A 12,863-nucleotide genomic window follows, 5' to 3' on the forward strand; every position below is an offset into this window, starting at 1 on the left:
ATCGACGATCGTTACCGGCGGCGCGAGGTGCGGGCACTGCTGCCTCGCTGGTGGCGGGTCGGGTAAGGGCGGCGCCTGCGCGATGTGAATGGTGCGCATGGCGCACGCGATGCCTCGCATTGACCGGATCGACCGGCGTGGCGCGCCAGTCGGGATGGCTCGGACGGCCGTCCTCGAACGCAATGCGTCGCTTCACAGCACGTTGAGCATCGCGAGCGCCGTCTCCTGCAGGTGGGGCAACACGCGGCGCACCGCTTCGTCGGTCGTCTCCGCGCCGAACGGCATATTGGTGCTCAGCGCCGCAATGACGTTGCCGTGCCGATTCTTCAGCGGCACCGCGACGCCCCGTACGCCGACCTGCAACTGCTGTTCGATGACCGCGAAGCCGTTGTCGCGCGCCTGATCGATCTGCTCGAGCAGCCGCGCCTGGTTCGTAATCGTATGCGGGGTGAAGGGCGGCAGTTCGGCGGCATCGAGCCAGGCGCGGACGGCGTCACGATCGGACTGGTGCGCGAGCAGCACGACGCCAGGCGACGTCAGCGGGGCGGGCACGCGTGCGCCGAGCACAAAGCCGGTCGTCATGACACGCGAGACGCCGTTGCGCGCGATGAATACCAGTTCCCATTCGTCGAGAACGCTGACATAGGCGGATTCGTTGAGCGTTGCGCTCAGCTGTTGCAGATAGGGCTGGACCGTGCGCGGCAGGCGCGCCGAATCGAAGTACGACCAGCCGACCCGCAGCACGCGCGGCGTCAGACCGTACAGCTTGCCGTCGGTATAGACATAGCCGAGCGATTCAAGCGTCAGCAGGTAGCGCCGTGCGGCCGTGCGCGTCAGGCCGGTGCGCGCGGCGGCCTGGGTCGGCGTCATGCGCGCATGCTGGCTGTCGAATGCCTCCAGGATCATCAGGCCTTTCTCCAGCCCGGCAATCCAGTCGCGCTTGTCGAGTTCGGTCTTCTTCATGCAGGCAAAGCCCTTGGAATGTGCGTCTATTGCGCAGAAGCGGGCGACTATCGCGCAAATGAACGCAGCGCCGTCAGCCGTTCGCGCGGCCGGGCGGCCAATCGTGCCGGTGCGAGGCGCGGCAATCCGCACCGGACACGACGGGACGCGGCCTCACTCGCCGTTTGTCCATTCCACATTGGCGCCGACCGAGCGTAGGTTCTCGACAAACCGCGGATGGGCGCGGCGGATCGGCAGCGCATTCATGATCTCCGAACGCCCCTCGATACTTGCCGCAACCATCAGCAGCGCGATCGCGACGCGGATGATGTACGGGCTCTCGACGCGCGCGGGCGTGAGTTTCAGTCCACCGAACGTGATCAGCCGATGCGGATCGGACAGCAGCACGTGCGCGCCGAATTTCGACAGCTCGCCGGACCAGCCGAGCGCGCCGTCGTAGACCTTGTTCCAGAACATCGCGCTGCCTTCCGCCTGGACACCGAGCGCGATGAAGATCGGCAGCAGGTCCACCGGCAGGTACGGCCACGGGGCGGCTTCGATCTTGGTCAGGATGTTCTGCGTAAACGGCCGGCGCACACGCAGCGGGCCGTCGCGCTCCGCACGCGACCAGCCGTCGCGGTGCGTAATGTGCACGCCGAATTTCGCAAACGTGCGGTCGATCAGCGGGAACTGCTCGGGCGCGGAGTTCCTGACGACGATGTCGCCGCCCGTAATGGCGCCCAGCGCGAGGAACGTGGCGATTTCATGGAAATCCTCGGCGAAACGGAACTCGCCGCCGCCGAGACGCTGTCCGCCGGTCACGCTGATCCGCGACGTGCCAATGCCGTCGACCGCGACGCCCAGCAGGGCGAGGAACTGGCAGAACTCCTGCACGTGCGGCTCGGATGCGGCATTCATCAGCGTCGACGTGCCGTCGGCCGCGGTCGCGCACAGCACGAAGTTCTCGGTGGTCGTCACCGACGCGTAGTCGAGCCAGTGATCGTTCGCCTTCAGCGGACCGTCCGCGCGAACGATCAGCGAATCGGGCGTGCGCTCGATATGCGCGCCGAAACGCTCGAACACCTCGACGTGCGGGTCTATTTCACGCACGCCGAGCGTGCACCCCTTCACGTCGTTCTCGAGACGGGCGACACCGAAGCGCGCGAGCAGCGGCGGGATCAGCATGATCGACGAGCGCATCGCTTCCGGCAGCCGGTGGACGGCCGGATCGAACGTGGTTGCACGATGATGCAGGTCGAGGATGCCGGTCTCGAAATCGATCGACACATCGCTGCCCAGCGTGCGGAAGATATCGAGGATCTTGCGCACGTCGGTGATGTCCGGCACGCCGACGAGCCGAAGCGGCTGGTCGGTCAGCAGGGTGGCGCAGAGGATCGGCAGGACGGCGTTCTTGTTTGCGGACGGCTGGATGTCGCCGCGCAGCGGGTTGCCGCCGTGGACGATGAGATTCGACATGATATAGGGGCGTATCGTTGGCTTGCGTAGGCCCATATGATGCCATCGGTCGGGGCGCCAAGGCGAAAGTGCGGACGTGCCGTGCGGGAATCGGGGTGCGGCATGACAGTCTTTGACATCGCGCCGCACCGGATCGTGTGCGGCGCGGTGTATGTGCCCCCGGAGAGGAAGCGGGCATGAGCGCTTGCCGCGAGGGCGGTCATGCCGCATATGCAATCAATGTCGCACCACCCGCATCCGCGCGGCGACAACGAATGAAATCAGGCACCCGATCGCCAGATATCCGGCGACCAGATGCCATGAGCCATTCCCGAAGGTGACGAGCGCGACCGCGATGAACGGGGTGAACCCGCCGCCGACCACGCTGGCGAACTGGTAGCCGACACCTGCGCCGCTATAGCGGTATTCGGCGCCGAACAACTCGGTGAAAAGCGGTTGCTGCACGCTCACGATCATGTCGTGCGCGAGGTTCGCGAGCAGCAACGAAAAGATCACGATCCACAGGATCGAGCGCGCTTCGAGCGCAAGGAAGAACGGCACCGCCGACGCCAGGCCGACCAGCGCGCCGATCAGGTAGATGCGCCGCAGGCCGTAGCGGTCCGCAAGCCATGCGAAGCACGGGATCGTCAGGCAGCTTACTGCGCCGACCAGCAGCCCGATATTCAGGAACAGATCGCGCGACATGCCCAGGTTCGCGGTCGAATAGCTGAGTGCGAATGCAGTGACGATATACATCGTGAACAGTTCGGCGAGACGCAGTGCGACGATCAGCAGGAACGCCTTCGGATGACGCGTCATCGCTTCGAGCACCGGCAGGCGCACCTTGTGCTTCGCGTGTTCGACCTTTTCGAGGAACTCCTGCGATTCGTCCATGTTTTTGCGCACCCACAGGCCGATCAGCACGAGCACGATGCTAAGTACGAACGGCAGACGCCAGGCCCACGATTTGAACGCGGCCTCGCCGAGCGTGTGGTTCAGGATCGACACGATGCCCGTCGCGAGCACCAGCCCGACACCATAGCCCACCTGTACGCCGCTGCTGTAGAACGCCTTGTGCTTCTGCGGCGCGCTTTCGACGGCCATCAGTGCCGCGCCGCCCCATTCGCCGCCGACCGCGAAGCCTTGCAGCGCACGCATCGCGACGAGCAGCACCGGCGCCCACCAGCCGATCGTCACGAAGGTCGGCAACAGGCCGATCGCGACGGTCGACACGCCCATCAGCATCACGGTCAGCACCAGCATCCGCTTGCGGCCGAGCCGGTCGCCGTAGTGGCCGAACACGATCCCGCCGAGCGGCCGGAACAGAAAGCCGACGCCGAAGGTCGCGAACGCCGCGAGCGTACCCATCGCCGGGCTGATCTTCGGAAAGAATTCGGCATTGAAGACGAGCGCGGCAACGATGCCGTACAGCAGAAAGTCGTACCAGTCGACGACAGCGCCGACGAAGCTGCCGATCGCGGCTTTTCGGGCCTGGCTCTGCACACGGTCGCTGCCGCGCGCGTCGAGGGTGTCAAAGGCTGGGGTCATGTGGATGTCTCCTGGTGCGGCGCTTGATGGCATCGTGGCGGCGGCGCGTCCGATATGGCGTTGAAGGCGTTGGGTGAACGGAGCATAGGGCGGGGGTCGCATCGCGGCAATTGGCCGGACCGCCGGAGCGCGCGATCATCGTTCAAGTGCGTGCGATTATCGAACGATTTGCGGGTTTGCACTAGGCGGCGACCTTTGCACTGTCCATTCGGCCGGGATGGCACGCTTCCCGTCTACGAAGAAGGCACGCGGCACACCGACTTGATGCATGCGTATCTGCCGGATCATCCGGGCGAGGGGGAGCAGCACGTCGCGCTCGCGCGGGCGCGCACCGCCGGCTAAGCCGTTTCATGCGCCGCGCCGATCCGGGTACGCGTTCCGGGTTTGCCTCAATGACATCTCCCTGCACCTCTCCTATGTTCGAAATTGCTTCGCTGCGAACGGCACAGCCTGCTGCGCAGCGGCCTCGATCCGGGTAGCGGCGAAGTCATTTGCGGTTCATGAAGCCGCTTCAAGGAGCGAATAATGAAAAACAAGCACTTCTCGATTCCGGTGCTGTTCGTCGCCGCCTGTCTGGCTGCCCCGATTGCGGGCTGGGCACAGTCCGCAGGCCAGCCGACCATCGTCACGCCGGACGAAATCAAATGGTCCGATTTCCCGTTGCTGCCAGGTGCCCAGATCGCCGTGATCGAAGGAAAAATGGACAGGAAAGGCCCCATCACGGCGCGTATCAAGTTGCCTGCCGACATCAAGGTGCCACCCCATTGGCATCCGGGCCTCGAGCGCGTCACCGTGCTGTCCGGGACGTTCAACTACGGAATGGGCGACAAGATGGATCCGGAACAGTCGCGGGCATTGACGCCGGGCAGTTTCATCGTGATGCCGCCCCGGATGCATCACTTCGCATGGACCAAGGAAGAAACCGTCCTCCAGCTCAACGTGACGGGGCCGTGGGGGATTGTCTTCGTCAATCCGGCTGACGATCCGAGAAAGAAGTGACCCGATCAGCCATGACGGCGCTCAGCCACGATAGCTAAACGATCCGGCGGGCAGGGCGGGTGTCCGCGGCAGAGCAACCGAAACGATTCGGGGTCAGCCGCGGGCGTCGGCGCTCTGTCCGACGTGACGGTATTCATCTGTCCGGGCACGCCTGCCCGAGACCACGTCAAGCAAATGAAACACGTCGACCGATGGCGCTGTGCACGTTCCATCGAGCGCAATTTTCTCGCGCGAACCTTCCCGTCGTCCACCCATTAACCTCCTCAGCGCACGCAATCCGGCTCGTCGGCTGTTCATGGCTGAAACGCGATTGCCGGCGAGGCGATTCAATGCTGAAACATTTTCCCCGCTTGACCATCTCCGAATCGTGACCGCCGACGCTCGACGCCCGTCGCATCTGGCGTTGGGGCCAATGGCATACCTTTTGCGGTTACCCAATCGCCACCGTTGCAGGACTCGACAGACTCGCGTCGACGATGTCATGCCGGCAGTCGGGGAATAACGAATCGGGGATCGGACCGAACCGCGGTGTGCCGCGTGACAAGCGACAGGCGCCATGCCGGCAGTGCCGGTATGGCGCACATCAAGCCGCGTCTTCGGCCAGTCGATGATTGAAAGCACTGAACAGATGGGATGCAGGTAAAACGCCAGATGCGTCGCACAAGCTGACCCAACGAAGTCGGTTGCCGCACCTGGCACACGTCCGGGGGGACGCCCGTGAAAAAGACTGTCAATAAATGGGCCGCGTTAGGGGTGATGTTCGTCGCCAGCGCGCACGCGCAGGAGATATTCCTGCAAGGCGGCACGCAGGGGGCCGGCATCGGGGCGGCAGTGAGCTTCAATTCGGTGATCGGCGCGCATGTCGATTTCAATGCGATCAACCTGTCCCGCGACTTCTCCTTTGGCGGGAATCGCTATCAGGACGACCTCAAGCTTCGCCAGGGAGGCATCTACGCGGACATCTTCCCATGGCGCGGCAGCGGCTTTCGCGCGACCGTCGGCTTACGGTTCAACGATGACGAAATCCGCGGCGTGTCGGTGCCGACCAACGGCACCTATACCTTCGCCGGCAGGAAATTTCCCGCCACGCCGGGCATGTATGCCGTCGCGGAAGCGCGATACCCGACTGTGATGCCTTATTTCGGCATTGGTTATGGACACCGCCCTGAGTCGAAGGGGTTCGGCTTCATTGCCGATCTCGGCGTCGCGTATGGCATACCGCGGTGCTCATACACCTTGTCGCCGGAACTGGCCGCGATGGCTGGCCCAGTGAAAAGCCAGCTCCTCATCCAGACGGGCCTCGACGAACTGCGGAGCAAGATGTCGCGCTATCGCTGGTATCCCGTCGTGCAGATCGGCATTTCGTATCGCTTCTGAGCGGCACAGCGAACAGCAACGAGCCGACACCGCATGGAGCGGCCGGCTCGAATGCCGTGACGAATACACCAACGCACCGCACGCTGCTGCGCCGGTGCGTTGTCATGTCCCGGTTTGCCGTGCGGGGGCGCCGGCAAGCTCAAAAGCGGCCCGTGCGCGACTTTCCGGTCTCGCCGCCGCGATCTGGCGGGGTATTGTTCTGATCGATCCGTGCGATTACGCCGCCATCGGCAGGTTTCACTGCATCGAGCATGCGAGGCGACGGTTGCGACACAGTCGCGTCAGGTGAATCGGGGATCGACGAACCGGACGGTGCCGTCCCGGCTTGAGCGAACACCGGGAACGAAGCGGCCGCCACGACGGCGGCAATCGCGAGGGTCTTCATGGTGGCTCCTTTCGCGGAGAAACTGCACGACAACACTCATAGTCTAGGTCGCGATTCCCGGTGGCACGTGATGGAACATGCTGCGGAAAGATGGTCAGTCGGCATGGCCGGCCAACCGTCAAGCGCCGGGCGCCTCGGCAATACGCTGATCATATGTTTGTATGCGCAACCTAATTCAGGGTTTGCCGCAGTAGCGTCATGTTCGATGCGCGACGCGCGCAGCCATACCGATTGCATGGATAGACGTCGCACCATATTCGACCGCGGCGCGAAACCCTTGCCGGGTGGCGGATTCAGCAGATCTCTACAGATTTCACCCGGCCTGGGGCGGTAAAGATGACGTCCGCGCGTCGCGCCAATCCGTTCGACCGACCGCTTCTTTCTTGCTGCGACGCAGCGCCGGGGCCGTTTTTGCGATGGTATGCTGACCGTCATCGAGTTGTTCGGCAGGTCGCATGCATGGCGAAACGCGCGTTCGCACCGTCAAACGAGATCTCTCTTCCTCCAGCCCGCATCGCGGCCCCGGCACGCGGGTTGTCCGCATGCGCCGGCCCGCGCGTTGCCGTCGATGCCCGCCTGCCTGTCGAATGCATGCCTCTTGCAGATCCCGCCCGTTCCCCTTATCCCAGACTCATCATTCCGGAGACAAGCTCATGCAGCGAAACACCACGGCCGAGACGACACGCGGTTGGCAGATCGCCCCGCCCGCGTACGTGAAGCACCGCGGCCTGATCGATTGGGTCACCCGCATTGCCGAACTGACCGAGCCCGATCGCATCGTGTGGTGCGACGGCTCGCAAGCGGAATACGATGCGTTGTGCGATGCCATGGTCAAGCAAGGGACACTCACGCGCCTCAATCCGTCCAAGCGTCCCGATTCGTATCTGGCGCAATCCGATCCGTCAGACGTCGCCCGTGTCGAAGACCGCACATTCATTTGCAGCGCCTCGCGTGACGACGCCGGCCCGACCAACAACTGGACCGCGCCCGATGAAATGCGCGCGACGCTCGATGGCCTGTTTCGCGGCGCGATGCGCGGTCGCACGCTGTATGTCGTGCCGTTCTCGATGGGGCCGCTCGGTTCGCCGATCGCGCACGTCGGCGTCGAGTTGACCGATAGTCCGTACGTCGCGGTGAACATGCGGATCATGACGCGCATGGGGCGCGACGTGTACGACGTGCTGGGCGAGGACGGCCCGTTCGTGCCGTGCGTGCACAGCGTCGGCGCGCCGCTCGAGGCGGGGCAGCCGGATGTGCCGTGGCCGTGCAATCCGGTCAAGTACATCGTGCATTTTCCGGAAACGCGCGAGATCTGGAGCTTCGGATCCGGCTACGGCGGCAATGCGCTGCTCGGCAAGAAATGCTTCGCGCTGCGCATCGCATCGACGATGGGCCGCGACCAGGGCTGGCTTGCCGAACATATGCTGATCCTGGGCGTGACCTCGCCCGAAGGGAAGAAATATCACGTGGCAGCGGCTTTCCCGTCCGCGTGCGGCAAGACCAACTTCGCGATGCTGATTCCGCCGAAGGGTTTCGACGGCTGGAAAGTCACGACGATCGGCGACGATATTGCGTGGCTGAAACCCGGCCGCGACGGGCGTCTTTACGCGATCAACCCGGAAGCCGGGTACTTCGGCGTGGCGCCCGGCACCGGCGAGAAAACCAACCCGAATGCGCTCGCGACGCTGAAGGACAATGTGATCTTCACGAACGTGGCGCTGACCGAGGATGGCGATGTCTGGTGGGAAGGGCTGACCGACACGCCGCCCGGGACGCTGCGCGACTGGCAGGGCAACGCGTGGACGCCGGAGATCGGCAAGACGACGGGACGCAAGGCCGCGCATCCGAATTCGCGTTTCACCGCGCCGGCCGCGCAGTGCCCGTCGATCGATGACGACTGGGAAAATCCGGCAGGCGTGCCGATCGATGCGTTCGTCTTCGGCGGTCGCCGCTCGACGACGGTGCCGCTCGTCACGGAAGCGCGCGACTGGGTCGAAGGCGTGTACATGGCCGCGACGATGGGCTCGGAAACGACGGCGGCCGCCGCGGGCCAGCAGGGCGTCGTGCGGCGCGATCCGTTCGCGATGCTGCCGTTCTGCGGTTACAACATGAGCGACTATTTCGGCCACTGGCTCGCCATGGGCGAGAAGCTGGCGGCGAGCGGCGCGCAGTTGCCGAAAATCTATTGCGTGAACTGGTTCCGCAAGGACGCGGACGGCAGGTTCGTGTGGCCGGGCTTCGGCGAGAACATGCGCGTGCTGAAGTGGATACTCGATCGTCTGGAAGGGACCGGCGGCGGCAACGAGCATGCATTCGGCGTATCGCCGGCATACGACGACCTGCATTGGAACGGGCTCGACTTCACCCGTGCGCAATTCGATACCGTGACGTCGATGGATGCAGCCGAATGGCGCGACGAACTGGCGCTGCACGCGCAGCTGTTCGACATGCTGAAGCTGCGTCTGCCGGCCGAACTGCTCGACACGATGGCGAAGATCGAGCGGCGGCTCGACGCATAACGATCCGATCGCCCTGCGGCGGCGCGCTCGCCGCAGGGTGCGGACCTCCCGCGCCAGCAATGCACGCCGGCGTGTTTCTTCCGGCGCGTCCTCAGCCGAGAGTCAGCGCGTTCGTCAGATCTCCCGGCGGCGTCTGGCCGCGCGCCGCGAACGCCTTGTCGCGCGCCGTCACGCCGTCCAGCGGCGCGAGTCCGTGCACGCGGCTGATGAAACGCAGGATCGAGTTCGTGTCGTACAGCGTGTGGTCGACATGCCCTTTCTTCGCGAACGGCGCGATCACCAGCGCCGGAATCCGCGAACCCGGCCCCCAGCGATCGCCAGGCGGCGGCGCCACCGGATCCCACCAGCCGCCGTTTTCGTCGTGCGTCATCACGATCACCGTGTTCGCCCACTGCGGCCCGCGCCGGATATGCTCGATGACGGTCGCGATATGGCGGTCGCCCGACGCGATGTCCGCATAGCCCGCGTGCATGTTCAGGTTGCCCTGCGGCTTGTAGAACGTCACCGCGGGCAGGCGGCCCGCATCGATCGCGGCGATGAAGTGATTGGTCGACGGATCGTCACCGAGACCCGCGTCCCGCAGATGCCTGCGGCGCGCGTCCGTACCCGGCGCGAAACTGGCGAAGTAGTTGAACGGGTGATGGTGATACTGGAAATCGGGCACGTTGCCCGTATCGCGATGCTCGAGCGCGTATTGCCACGCACCGCCATACCACGCCCAGTCGATTCCTTTTTCGGACAGCCGGTCGCCGATCGTCGCATAGCGCTGCGGCGGCAGCACCCGCGGATCGGTCGGGTCGGCATACGCAGGATTGCCGCCTGGGAGCGGCCGGACATAACTCGGCTGGTGCGGGGGCGCCATGGTGTTGACGGCATAGCCGTCGGGGGTGAATGCCCCGTCGCGCTCGAATTTCGGCGGCCCGTCGAGCGCCGACGCGGGCGAATCGGCGGCCAGCTTGAGCCGCGTGCCGGCCGGATCGCTGCCTTCGACCACCGACACGAGATGTTTTGCCGGGCTGGTATGGACGTCGGGATACAACGGCGCCTGCGCGGAAATCAGAAAGATGTGGTTAAGCCAGGATCCGCCGAAGGCCGCCATGAAGAAGTTGTCGCACAGCGTGTACTGCCGCGCGAGATTCCATAGCCGCAGCGTATCGGCCGAATTGCGGTAATACCCCATCACGAGGCCGCCCGAATCCGCCCATGCCGCGAACTGGTTGTTGCGTCCCGCGTTGATCTGCATCTGGTTCTGATAGAAGCGATGCCACAGATCGCGCGTCATCACCCCGTTCGGCAGCGGTTTGCCCTGTGCGTCGCGAATCTGGAATGGCGCGTTCGGCAGCTTGTCGATATCGCGCTCCGCGATCATGTAGCGTTTCCCGTCGATCTCCTGCGCCTGCGGCACGAGGCCGCCCCAGATTTTCGGGAGCGTCGGCAGCGGCGTCTTGCCGTCGCGGTCGAGCTGCAGCGCCTGCTCGGGCGGCACCGCGCTCAACGGATGCTGCACGCCGGGAAAATCGCCGTACAGGTTGGCGAAGCTGCGGTTCTCCGCGTAGATCACGACAATGTGCCGGACCTGTTCGCGCAGCGCCTGATCGAGGCGCAGGTCGGCGGCAGAGCGTGGCGCGGCTTCGCCGGAAGGCCCGGTCTCGCAGCCGCCCAGCGCGAGGCTTGCGCCGAACGCGGCCATGCCGCCCAGAATGCGGCGGCGGCCGGGATCGTCGGGATGATCCGGCGCGGTGTCGGACAGGTCGGCGGTGTGGGTCATGCGGGTGCTCCTCGGATAGCGTGATGGGTATCGGCGCGGCGCACGGAGCGACGTTGCCTGCGTCGTTGCGACACGGACATCGGGCGTACGTCGTCGCAGCGCGGGCCGAGGCGGCCATCGATTGATCACACAAATGTCACGTTCGAGACTATAGCGTGGACGGCAAAAGCCGGGCTGGCGGACCGGTTCCGACCGTCTCCCGCGCCGCACTGCCACCGGCCGTTTTCCGCGTCGAAGCACGCGCTGCTGCGCGACGCTCGCCAGAGAACTAGACTGGGATTACGAGCCGCCCCCAACCGACGCCCGTACCGGTTCGCTCATGGAGAACAGGGCGCCGCTGGCGGTGCGGCATGGTCAGACAAGGGCAGACGCGAGCCGACGAACGTGCGCGCGCCCATTTATTTGACGAAACGAGGCGACGATGAGCCACTCGAAACCCACCACGGTACAGCGCCCGATGCGGCGCGACCAGCAACCACGCGCCCACACCGACGACAGCTATGTCACGCTCAGGCGGCTCAAGACCGCGGCTCGCTGTACGACATGCGGCGCGACCTACGACGACGGACGCTGGACCTGGCGCGAAGCGCCCGACGACGCGAAAGCGGAGCAATGCCCGGCGTGCAAGCGCACGCATGATCAGGCGCCGGCCGGCGAACTGGTCCTGAGCGGCGCCTATCTGCATGGCCGTCGCGCGGACATCCTCGCGCTGCTGAACCATCAGGCGGAGGACGAAACCAGCGAGCATCCGCTCGAACGAATCATGGAAATCGCCGACGGCGGCGACGCGGAAATGACGGTGCGCACGACGGGCGTGCATCTGTTGCGGCGGCTCGGCAAGGCGATGCTGCGCGCGCACCACGGCGAACTGAAGCTGCACAACCTGCACGGCGAGGGCATCTTGCGCGCCGAATGGAAGCGCGCAGACGCGTAAGCGTCAGCCGCCCGCGCGATCCCGGATCTGCCCCATGAACAAGAAGTTCGACTATCCCGGCCTGCTGATCGCGATCGGATTCTTTCTCCTGTTCGCGGTGCAGCTGCTGGTGCTGCGCCCGACCGCGACGTCGATCGCGTATAGCGACTTCAACCGCCTGGTCGCCGCGCGTCTCGTCGACGATCTCGAGATCGGCCAGAACTCGATTTCTGGCGTCCTGCATATGCCCGGCGCGAGCGCGATGCTGCCCGCATCCGAGACGGCCGCCGTGAAGGACGCAGGCGCGCCGTGGCGCTTCTCGACCGCGCGCGTCACCGACGAACGCCTGATCGACAGGCTCACGGCCGCCGGCATCCGCTATCACGGCATGCCGGACGCGAGCTGGCTCGTGTCGCTCGCGTCGTGGGTGCTGCCGCTGCTCGCCTTCGTCTTCATCTGGAACCTGATGATGCGTCGGCGCGGCGGGCTGCAGGACTTCACCGGCATGGGCAAGAGCCAGGCGCGTATCTATGTGCAGCAGGAAACCGGTATCTCGTTCGACGACATCGCCGGCATCGACGAAGCGAAAGCCGAACTGCAGCAGATCGTGGCGTTCCTGCGCAACCCCGCGCGCTACCAGCGGCTTGGCGGCAAGATCCCGAAGGGCGTGCTGATCGTCGGCGCGCCGGGAACCGGAAAAACGCTGCTTGCACGCGCGGTTGCGGGCGAAGCGGCGGTGCCGTTCTTTTCGATCAGCGGCTCGGCGTTCGTCGAAATGTTTGTCGGCGTCGGGGCGGCGCGCGTGCGCGACCTGTTCGAACAGGCGCAGCAGAAAGCGCCGTGCATTGTCTTTGTCGACGAGCTCGATGCGCTCGGCAAGGTCCGCGGCGTCGGCGTGATGTCCGGCAACGACGAGCGCGAACAGACACTCAATCAGCTGCTCGTCGAGATGGACGG

The 12,863-nt window shown here is 65.0% G+C and carries 11 protein-coding genes; 6 read left to right on the top strand and 5 right to left on the bottom strand.

The genetic code is table 11. From position 1 onward, the window contains the following. Positions 1 to 192: 192 nt before the first annotated feature. From KH616_RS13045 to shiA, 3 genes are all read right to left on the bottom strand, one after another. Positions 193 to 963 carry an IclR family transcriptional regulator C-terminal domain-containing protein gene (locus KH616_RS13045; protein WP_292245054.1) on the bottom strand — a complete coding sequence of 257 codons (771 nt, stop codon included), beginning with the start codon at positions 961 to 963 and terminating at the stop codon, positions 193 to 195. Between the two features lie 153 nt (positions 964 to 1,116). After that, positions 1,117 to 2,418: a UDP-N-acetylglucosamine 1-carboxyvinyltransferase gene (locus KH616_RS13050; RefSeq protein ID WP_292245056.1), complete on the bottom strand. Its 1,302-nt coding sequence runs from the start codon at positions 2,416 to 2,418 to the stop codon at positions 1,117 to 1,119. Between the two features lie 216 nt (positions 2,419 to 2,634). After that, the gene (shiA, locus tag KH616_RS13055; RefSeq protein WP_292245058.1) at positions 2,635 to 3,945 is read right to left on the bottom strand and encodes a shikimate transporter; all 1,311 of its coding nucleotides are present in this window, start codon (positions 3,943 to 3,945) and stop codon (positions 2,635 to 2,637) included. Between the two features lie 195 nt (positions 3,946 to 4,140). On the opposite strand from shiA, the gene KH616_RS13060 reads away from it, so the two are divergent. From KH616_RS13060 to KH616_RS13070, 3 genes are all read left to right on the top strand, one after another. Next, positions 4,141 to 4,287, top strand: a complete 147-nt coding sequence (locus KH616_RS13060; protein ID WP_292245074.1) for a hypothetical protein — start codon at positions 4,141 to 4,143, stop codon at positions 4,285 to 4,287. A gap of 183 nt (positions 4,288 to 4,470) precedes the next feature. Then, a complete protein-coding gene (locus KH616_RS13065) occupies positions 4,471 to 4,944 on the top strand; it encodes a cupin domain-containing protein (protein WP_292245060.1) in 474 nt (157 codons plus the stop codon). 756 nt (positions 4,945 to 5,700) lie between these two features. Beyond that, positions 5,701 to 6,321 (top strand): hypothetical protein, encoded by a 621-nt coding sequence (locus KH616_RS13070; RefSeq protein ID WP_292245072.1) that lies wholly within the window; start codon positions 5,701 to 5,703, stop codon positions 6,319 to 6,321. A 139-nt stretch (positions 6,322 to 6,460) separates the two neighbouring features. Here the strand turns inward: KH616_RS13070 and KH616_RS13075 are convergent, their stop codons facing one another. Further along, entirely contained in the window at positions 6,461 to 6,706 is a 246-nt protein-coding gene (locus tag KH616_RS13075; RefSeq protein ID WP_292245062.1) for a hypothetical protein, read from the bottom strand. A 653-nt stretch (positions 6,707 to 7,359) separates the two neighbouring features. On the opposite strand from KH616_RS13075, the gene KH616_RS13080 reads away from it, so the two are divergent. Then, positions 7,360 to 9,225 (top strand): phosphoenolpyruvate carboxykinase (GTP), encoded by a 1,866-nt coding sequence (locus tag KH616_RS13080; RefSeq protein WP_292245064.1) that lies wholly within the window; start codon positions 7,360 to 7,362, stop codon positions 9,223 to 9,225. 91 nt (positions 9,226 to 9,316) lie between these two features. Here KH616_RS13080 and KH616_RS13085 read toward each other — a convergent pair whose 3' ends face one another. Beyond that, positions 9,317 to 10,993, bottom strand: a complete 1,677-nt coding sequence (locus tag KH616_RS13085; protein ID WP_292245066.1) for an acid phosphatase — start codon at positions 10,991 to 10,993, stop codon at positions 9,317 to 9,319. Between the two features lie 421 nt (positions 10,994 to 11,414). Here KH616_RS13085 and KH616_RS13090 point away from each other — a divergent pair, with 421 nt between their 5' ends. Together KH616_RS13090 and KH616_RS13095 are read left to right on the top strand one after the other, a co-directional pair. Further along, entirely contained in the window at positions 11,415 to 11,927 is a 513-nt protein-coding gene (locus KH616_RS13090) for a BCAM0308 family protein (protein ID WP_292245068.1), read from the top strand. Between the two features lie 34 nt (positions 11,928 to 11,961). Continuing rightward, positions 11,962 to 12,863, top strand: a 902-nt coding sequence (locus tag KH616_RS13095) for an AAA family ATPase (protein WP_292245070.1), incomplete at its 3' end; no start/stop codon positions are given.

Origin of the sequence: Burkholderia sp. (assembly GCF_018375725.1) — a bacterium.
Lineage (GTDB): Bacteria > Pseudomonadota > Gammaproteobacteria > Burkholderiales > Burkholderiaceae > Burkholderia.

Coding starts and splice junctions, on each gene's coding strand:
- KH616_RS13085 (WP_292245066.1), bottom strand. CDS start 10,993: ATGACCCACACCGCCGACCTGTCCGACACCGCGCCGGATCATCCCGAC.
- KH616_RS13045 (WP_292245054.1), bottom strand. CDS start 963: ATGAAGAAGACCGAACTCGACAAGCGCGACTGGATTGCCGGGCTGGAG.
- KH616_RS13090 (WP_292245068.1), top strand. CDS start 11,415: ATGAGCCACTCGAAACCCACCACGGTACAGCGCCCGATGCGGCGCGAC.
- KH616_RS13075 (WP_292245062.1), bottom strand. CDS start 6,706: ATGAAGACCCTCGCGATTGCCGCCGTCGTGGCGGCCGCTTCGTTCCCG.
- shiA (WP_292245058.1), bottom strand. CDS start 3,945: ATGACCCCAGCCTTTGACACCCTCGACGCGCGCGGCAGCGACCGTGTG.
- KH616_RS13050 (WP_292245056.1), bottom strand. CDS start 2,418: ATGTCGAATCTCATCGTCCACGGCGGCAACCCGCTGCGCGGCGACATC.
- KH616_RS13070 (WP_292245072.1), top strand. CDS start 5,701: ATGTTCGTCGCCAGCGCGCACGCGCAGGAGATATTCCTGCAAGGCGGC.
- KH616_RS13065 (WP_292245060.1), top strand. CDS start 4,471: ATGAAAAACAAGCACTTCTCGATTCCGGTGCTGTTCGTCGCCGCCTGT.
- KH616_RS13080 (WP_292245064.1), top strand. CDS start 7,360: ATGCAGCGAAACACCACGGCCGAGACGACACGCGGTTGGCAGATCGCC.